This is a genomic window from Azospirillum picis, from assembly GCF_017876115.1.
Lineage (GTDB): Bacteria > Pseudomonadota > Alphaproteobacteria > Azospirillales > Azospirillaceae > Azospirillum > Azospirillum picis.
The window spans coordinates 87,370-95,135 of the sequence record NZ_JAGINO010000027.1 but is presented as its reverse complement, the minus strand read 5'-3'; the positions used below and the strand labels follow the sequence as shown (position 1 = coordinate 95,135).

Sequence of the window (7,766 nt, the reverse complement as noted above, 5' to 3'; positions counted from 1 at the left end):
AAGACCGACTACATCGACAAGATCACCGGCAAGACGATCGGCAAGATCACCACCGGCCAGATCTACTGGGGTGCCGTGCCGTTCGTCTGCATCCAACTGGTGATGGTGGCGCTGGTCATCGCCTTCCCGCAGCTCGTCCTCTCAGGCCTGGACCGCGGACCGGCGATCGACCTCGACAAGGTGAGGATCGAGATCCCCGAGATCTCCAGCGGCGTGCAGCCCTTCGACCCGGGCAGCATCGGAGGCGGCGACGCCCCTCCGGAACCGGATCCGGATCCGGCACTCGACGCCATGCGCCCGTTCCAGAAAGGCAATTGACGGGCGCCCCCCGGCATCCTCCCGACTGCCGGGGGCCTGCCGGCCACAAAGACACCAAGACATGCAAGGAATGGTGAGGATGACGAACAGGATCCGCAAGATCGCCCTGGAGGAGCATTTCACGGCTCCCGGTTTCGAGCGCTACTCCAAGGTGTTCACGAGCTTGATGGACAGCGCCTCGCAAGCCCGGCTGGCAGCCCGGCTGGCGGATTTCGACGATCAGCGTTTGGCCGAGATGGATCTCGCAGGCATCGATGTGGCGGTCCTGTCGCAGACCGGCCCCAGCGTGCAGGCCGAGCCCGACACAGCGCTGGCTGTCCGCTACGCGCAGGAGAACAACGACTTCCTGGCCGGACAGGTCTCGAGGCACCCGGACCGCCTGGCCGGCTTCGCCTCGCTCCCCATGCAATCGCCGCGGGCCGCGGCCGACGAACTGACCCGCGCCGTGACCGAATTGGGGTTCAAGGGCGCCCTGGTGAACGGCCATACCAACGGGGTCTATTACGACGACCCCGCCTATGACGAGTTCTGGGACCGCATGCAGTCGCTGGACGTGCCGCTCTACCTGCACCCCACCGATCCGTCGCCGCTCCCCGCCGCCTATGCCGGCCATCCCGAGCTGAGCGGCGCAGTGTGGGGCTGGGGTGTCGAAACCGGGACGCATGCCCTGCGGCTGCTGTTCGGGGGCGTGTTCGACCGCTTCCCCCGCCTCAAGCTGATCCTTGGCCATATGGGCGAAGGGCTTCCCATGCTGCGCTGGCGCTTCGACAGCCGCTTTGCGGTCTATTCGCACGGCATCCAGCTTGCGCACCGGCCATCGGAGTATTTCGGACGCAACATCGTCATCACCACGTCCGGTGTCTGCTCGCCCGCGGCCCTGCAATGCGCGATCGACGAAATGGGGCCGGAGGCCGTGATGTTCTCGGTCGACTATCCGTATGAATCCACGGCCATCGCGGCGGACTTCATCGAGAGCGCCCCGCTTGCGGAGGAGGTGCGCTCACTGGTCTGCCACGGCAACGCCGAGCGCCTGCTGAAACTGTCGCGCTGAGCGGCCGGACGGTCCCGTCACTGCGCCACCGGCGCTGCGAACGCATAGCCTCGGGAGCGCAGGGTGCGCAGCGGCAGGCGCCGATCCGGCCCGCCACGCCGCCCTCCTCCAGAGATCCCAAGATCAAGGAGGATCACGTCGAACAACACCCGGCAAAGGCCTGTTGCTTGGCTGGCCGGCACAGAAGCGGGCTCACCAGCACCAGAGGCGGCCAACATCCGACACAAGGCCGCGCACAACCTACGGAAGCCATGGGTGGGAACAGCTGAAGTTGCGACCGAGTTGTCAACTTCAAAGTTTGAGGCTTGGCCCTCGCCACATCCTGAAGCAGGATAAACGATCATCACGTCCACCGGAAGGCTCTATGGTTTTCCGACGCGCCGCTGTGTCGGCAAGTCTGCGCCCGCGGGCGAGCCAGCGATGAAGATGATCGCCCCTGTTACAAGTGCAACTCAGCAGCCACCAGCTTCATTCGCCATGAAGCCATCCCCCTTCATGAGCGAGGCAGAGGCAAAGACTGGAAGCAGCGGCTCTTCCGGCAGCGTGCGTGGCTTGGCTGCGATCATCACGCTGTCGACGATGGCTCAACTTTCCCTCAGTAATCAGGCTGTGGGAAACAAGGATTTTGCGACCACCACCCGGGACACTCGGGCGGCCATCGATGCTAAATACGCGGAAATGGCCGCGCAAGGCACGCCGATGGACTACATGCACGCCACTCAGGACAGTTGGGATACCGTTTACGGCGGGCTGGACCGCCGGTCCCCCTTCGCCATTGCAAGCAACAGCAGCGGCAGCTTTTCCAAGGACGAACAGGATACCGCCCAATCGATCATGTCGCAGCAGCAGGGCGAAGCCATGATGGCGGCCGACCCGACGGGCAGAAATCCTTCCGCCCGCTATCGCGCCGGCATAGCCTTTCTGAAGCGAGCCAGCGACGACGAGAAGGCCTCCAGCAATTGGGCGGCCCAACGGGCCGCGGTCCAGTTCGGTTATGAGCAGTTCATGTGGGACAACGGCCAGGCACCTGACAATGCCGACAGCGATAGCCCTTTGGTCCGCATGATCAAGGACGCTTTGGAAGGTCTCAGGGACAAGGCCGCCGGTTCCGTTGCCACCGGCGGCTATATCGAGGATCTGACGGACTTGCCTCTGTTCTGCGACGGCATGCCCACGGGGGCGGCCGGAACCGAGGGGCTGCTCGACCTCAAGGCATAGCCGGGCGCTGATGAATTGACAGCGTTGCCGGCAACGCAGCGAAAGCTCATCGTTGTCGAGGATAGGGGGTTGAATAGCGGATAAATCCCGTCATCACACACCGTACAGTCGCAAAGGCCGACCTGGCAGCTTTCACCATAACGGTGGCTTTGCAGCCTCGTGACTACCTCCATATCCTCTACTTGTTGCGGAGTATGCTGCTTCCGGCCCGACCCTCGGGTTTGGAATTGATCATTTCTCCGGCAAAAAATACAAAGTACCCTTTCTAGAAGAATATGCGCGCTGCAAATTGCCCGCGACTAGGAAAGGAAAGTCATGGTTCAGGCCCGGCAATGGTGGGACCACGGTTCATCGGCATCGGCCGCCGGCTCAGATGCATCCGCTCTGCTGTCCGCTGCCATTGCTCGTCACCGCGCCGGCGATGCGAACGTTGACGCTCTCTATTGCCGCATCCTGGCATTGTATCCGTCGCAGTCCGACGCACTCCACCTTCATGGGCTGGTGGCACTGCAAAAAGGACTGACGGATCAGGCATTGGTGTGGATCCGCCGTGCCTTGAGGATCAACACAGCACAGGCGATGTACAGGAACAGCCTCGGTGAGGCATATCGCGCGTCCAACCAGCAGGACATGGCCAGCCAGGAGTATCGTCGGGCCTTAGCGCTCAATCCAAGTTATTGGGAGGCGCTGGCGAATCTATTGAAACAGGCTCCCCCATCCCCTCGGCTGTCGGCACAACCGCCCTTGCAGACATGGCTCTGGCGGCTGCGCGTGCCCACCGTGTCCGATCTGATCACGATGGCCGACGCCCGCCTCCTCAATAACAAACTGGGCGAGGCGCGTCTGGCCTATCGGGCGGCGATCGCGATCGACCCGGCTTCGGTGCAGGCTTACGTCAACATCGGCGCTGTCGCCTCACGTTCGAAGGTCTATCCGGACGCGGCAGTGGCCTACCGCAGGGCGCTTACGCTGTCGCGCGAGCATGCCGGCGCCTGGAACAACCTTGCCAGTGTCGTTTGGGAAATGAACGACGGACCGGCTGCGACCCGCCTATGCCGCCGTTCGATCGTTCTGAAGCCCGACCACCCCGATCCCTACGCCAACCTCGGCTACGTGGTAAGGTCACAGGCCCAGGATCAGGCGGACTTCGCATCCGCCGAGGCGCAGTGCCTGAGAGCGCTGAGGATCGCGCCCTCCCATGTCTCGGCGACCAACAACCTTGGAATCATCCATCTCGACCTGGGCAACCTCGTGCAGGCCGAGACCCTGTTCCGCCGTACGCTGGCGGCCGAGCCCAAGCATCCCGATGCGCGCTTCAACCTCTCCCTCGCACTGCTGAAAGCCGGGCAGTTGAAGGAGGCATGGGAGCATTACGAGGCCCGTTGGGAAACCGGGCAGCTTCCGGCTGTCGCCCCCATCGGCCGTCCCTGGCAAGGCGAACCGCTTCAGGGAGCCACCATCGTGCTGCACGCCGAACAGGGGCACGGTGATACCCTGCATTTCGTACGGTACGCTCCCCTTGTCGCTGATCGGGGCGGTCGTGTCGTGCTGGTGGTGCAACCGGCCTTGAAGCGGCTGGTGGCACAGATGCCGAAGGTTGCAACCGTGCATGGCCTGAACGAACAGTTCCCGGCGCCGGATTTCCTGTGCTCGTTGATGTCGCTACCGCGGGTCTTCGGAACGGAACTGGATAGCATTCCCAGTGCAGTCCCTTATCTTTTTCCGCCGGTGACAAGCATCGGCAAATGGCTGGGCAAGCCACTTCCCGGTGCCGGCCTACGGGTTGGACTGGTGTGGTCAGGGGATCCGCGGCCCGGCTTGCTGCGCGCCAATCTGACCGATCGGCGCCGCAGCATGACGCTGCGCGATTTCGAGCCGCTCGCCCGGATTCCGAATGTGACTCTGGTGAATCTTCAGATGGGGGCTCCGGCAACCCAACTCGATGCTCCCCCTGCAGGGATGAGGCTCTGGAACGGGATGGGGGAGGTCGAGGATTTCGCCGATACGGCGGCGCTCATCCTGCGCCTGGATCTGGTGATCACCGTCGACACCTCCGTCGCTCATCTGGCTGGGGCGCTGGGCAAGCCGGTGTGGGTGCTGTCGCGCTACGACGGCTGCTGGCGCTGGCTCCAGAACCGTACCGACACTCCCTGGTATCCGACAATGCGCCTGTTCCAGCAAACCGAATCCGGCAACTGGGGCGCGGTCGTCGAGCGTGTCGCCCAGGAACTGTCGATGCTGGCGGCATGAGGCATCGAGGATGACCAAAGCTCTGATCACCGGAATTGCCGGTCAGGACGGCGCCTATCTATCAAGGTCGCTCCTTGACAACGGCTACGAGGTCGTCGGTATCGTCAGGAAGGAGCGGCTCGGCGCTCCCCTGCCCCGTTTACAGGCGCTCGGCGTCGCCGGCGACGTCAGGGTCGTCGGAATGGAACTGACCGATTTGTCCGGGCTGTCGCACCTGCTGGGGCGGGAGCGGCCGGACGAGGTGTACAATTTGGCGGGGCAATCGGTGGTCCGGGCTTCCTGGCAGGCCCCAATCCAGGCAACGAAGGATACGGCCCAGACCGCTTTGACGATGCTCGAGGCGTTGAGGTTATCATGGCCCTCGGCGAGATTTCTCCAAGCCTCATCCTCGGAAATGTTTGGCAGCGTCGAACAGGATCGGCGGAACGAAGCCACCCGTTTTCTTCCATGCTCCCCCTACGCAGTCGCCAAGCTCTTCGCCCATCTGTCGGCCATCAACTACCGCGACACCCTTGGGCTTCACGCTAGCTGCGCCATCCTGTTCAACCATGAATCGCCTTTACGGGGCACAGATTACGTCCTGGGCAAGATCGCGGACGGTGTCGCCCGGATAAAGCTCGGGAAAGCGCAAACGCTGCGGCTCGGGAATTTGGACAGCCGCCGCGATTGGGGGCATGCCCGCGACTACGCATCCGCGATGCACCTGATGCTTCAGCAGGACCGGCCTGACGATTACGTCATCGCGACTGGCCGGACATCCACGGTCCACGATGTCTGCCGGATCGCTTTCGGGCATGTCGGCCTTGCCATGGAGGACCATGTCGTAGTCGATCCAGTGCTGGTGCGTCCCAGAGAGGTTCGCTGCATCGAGGCCGACGCGTCGAAGGCCCGGAGGGAACTGGGTTGGGAACCGCTGACCAGGCTTGAGGAGCTGGTTGTCGAGATGGTCGAGGCCGACCTTCGGCGGATCGGCCGGTGATCGCCGATCTCCTGGCCAAGGCGCTGGAACATCACCGCGCCGGCCGCCTCGCCGAGGCCGGAGCTCTCTACCGCCACGTGCTCGACACCGACGCGAATGCGGTCGATGCGCTGCATCTGCTCGGCCTCGTCCTACGGCGCTCCGGGCAGATCGAGGATGGGCTGGCGCTGATCGGCCGCGCGCTTCAGCTCAATCCGGAGTTCCTGGAGGCGCGCTTCAACCGCGCCAACATCCTGAACGAGGCCAGCCGCACGGTGGAGGCTACTTCCGAATGGCGCCGTCTCGTCGTCCTCGCCCCTGCCTGGGCGACAGCTTGGCACGGGCTCGGCGGAGCGCTCGAACGTCAGGGCAGCGCGATGTCCCCCCACGCCATCGCGGCCTTGCGCCGGGCGGTCCGGCTTCAACCCGGAACGGGCCTGTCACACCACGACCTCGGGCTCGTGCTGCGTCACGCGGCGCGGCTCGACGAGGCGATCGCCAGCCAGCGCAACGCCGTCGTTGTCGAGCCCGGTCTCGCGCAGGCCCAAATGAATCTGGGATCGGCTCTCCTGGAGCGGGGAGACGGCCGCAGGGCTGCGGCAGCCTTGCGGCAGGCCTCCGCCCTGGCGCCGGACAGTGCGGAATGCTGGTACAACCTCGGCCACGCCCATCACGAGGCCGGCGATGCGATGGGGGCGGCCTTCGCCTACCGGCGCGCCGCCGCTGGCGGGCTGGGCGTCGCCTTGCCACGCCTTGCGCATGCGCTCTCCGATCTCGGGCGCCAGGACGAGGCGGAACGGTTGCTGCTGAACAGCCTGGAGACGCCAGGCGCTCCGGTCCCTGAGTTCCTCGAACTGTTGGCCAATACCATGATCCGGAGCAACCGGCTGGGGGAGGCGCGCGCCCTTTTCCAGAGGCTGGCCGAAACGTCGTTCGCGGGTGTCCGCCATCTCGGGGAATGCCTGACGGCCCTGGCGGCGGTCGACCTCGCCGAGGGTACCCCGCGCGCCGCCGCAGCAAGGCTGGCGCCGGTCCGAAGCGAGCACGGCTGGTTCTTCACCGTCAAGTCTCTTGCCGCACTGCACACCGCTCTCGCAGACAAGGGGGTGAGACTGCGGCGGCCAGCGGCTGGACCGCGTGGCACGCGTCTCCGCATTACCTCCTCGACGCTGGCAAACCGCGGGCGATTCGCCCACAACGCACTCGAATACGTGATGCTGCGGCTCTATGCCGAGCAGTTCGGCTATGTCCTGGAAACACCGGACTGGGTTGGCGGCGCGTTCTTCGACGTTAACGACCCACCCCAGAGCGGCCCTCTACCGCCGCTGCTCTTTCCACGGTACCGGCTCAACGAATGGATTACGGGGCGGGCGGTCGCCCCGCCCCTGGCCAACCGCGACATGCTGTCCCCGCTCTTCCTCTTCGAGCACAAGGAGCGGTATCGCGAGCACGTGCAATCCTGGCTCAAGCCGCGTGCCGTCTGGGCACCCTGGCTCGATCCGGCGGTCGGGCGCCTGCGAGAGGGAGGAGCGACCGTCGTGGCAATCCACATCCGGCGGGGTGACTTTCTCACCTTCGGCTATCCGATAACCGAGACGGACTGGTATCTGGCGTGGCTGCGGGAAATCTGGCCCGGTCTCGCGCGGCCGGTGCTTTATCTGGCCAGCGACGATCTGGCGGCGGTGCGGGGAGCCTTCGCCGAGTTCCGACCGGTGGTGCGGGCTGACGTGGCACCCGATTGGCCGGGGTTGGAGTATCTGCAGGATTTCCACGTTCTGACCCAGGCGGACATCGTCGGCATTAGCGCGGCGAGCGGGTTCAGCCAACTCGCCGCCCGGCTCAACCGGCGCGCCGAGCTGTTCGTCGAGCCGGACGTGGAGGCAAAGCGGATTCGGCCCTTTACGCCCTGGACGCCTTAATTGTTTGGTGCGGAACGTTGTTGGGACGTGAGCTGTTGGGCTATCTGGAAAC

The 7,766-nt window shown here is 64.6% G+C and carries 5 protein-coding genes and 1 pseudogene; all 6 read left to right on the top strand.

The features are described from left to right. Positions 1 to 318: pseudogene (locus J2850_RS27220) on the top strand (TRAP transporter large permease subunit); the annotation flags it as partial. Positions 319 to 397: 79 nt separating this feature from the next. After that, complete coding sequence (locus J2850_RS27215; RefSeq protein WP_209989251.1) at positions 398 to 1,369, top strand: amidohydrolase family protein; 972 nt, start codon at positions 398 to 400, stop codon at positions 1,367 to 1,369. A gap of 420 nt (positions 1,370 to 1,789) precedes the next feature. Then, on the top strand, positions 1,790 to 2,587 hold the full coding sequence (locus tag J2850_RS27210; protein WP_209989249.1) for a hypothetical protein: 798 nt from the start codon (positions 1,790 to 1,792) through the stop codon (positions 2,585 to 2,587). A gap of 315 nt (positions 2,588 to 2,902) precedes the next feature. Beyond that, on the top strand, positions 2,903 to 4,837 hold the full coding sequence (locus J2850_RS27205; protein WP_209989247.1) for a tetratricopeptide repeat protein: 1,935 nt from the start codon (positions 2,903 to 2,905) through the stop codon (positions 4,835 to 4,837). A gap of 10 nt (positions 4,838 to 4,847) precedes the next feature. After that, entirely contained in the window at positions 4,848 to 5,816 is a 969-nt protein-coding gene (locus J2850_RS27200; protein WP_209989245.1) for a GDP-mannose 4,6-dehydratase, read from the top strand. Beyond that, positions 5,813 to 7,714, top strand: coding sequence for a tetratricopeptide repeat protein (locus J2850_RS27195; protein WP_209989242.1), 1,902 nt, complete (start codon positions 5,813 to 5,815; stop codon positions 7,712 to 7,714). Before J2850_RS27200 ends, J2850_RS27195 begins: the two co-directional genes overlap by 4 nt. Positions 7,715 to 7,766: the final 52 nt, after the last annotated feature.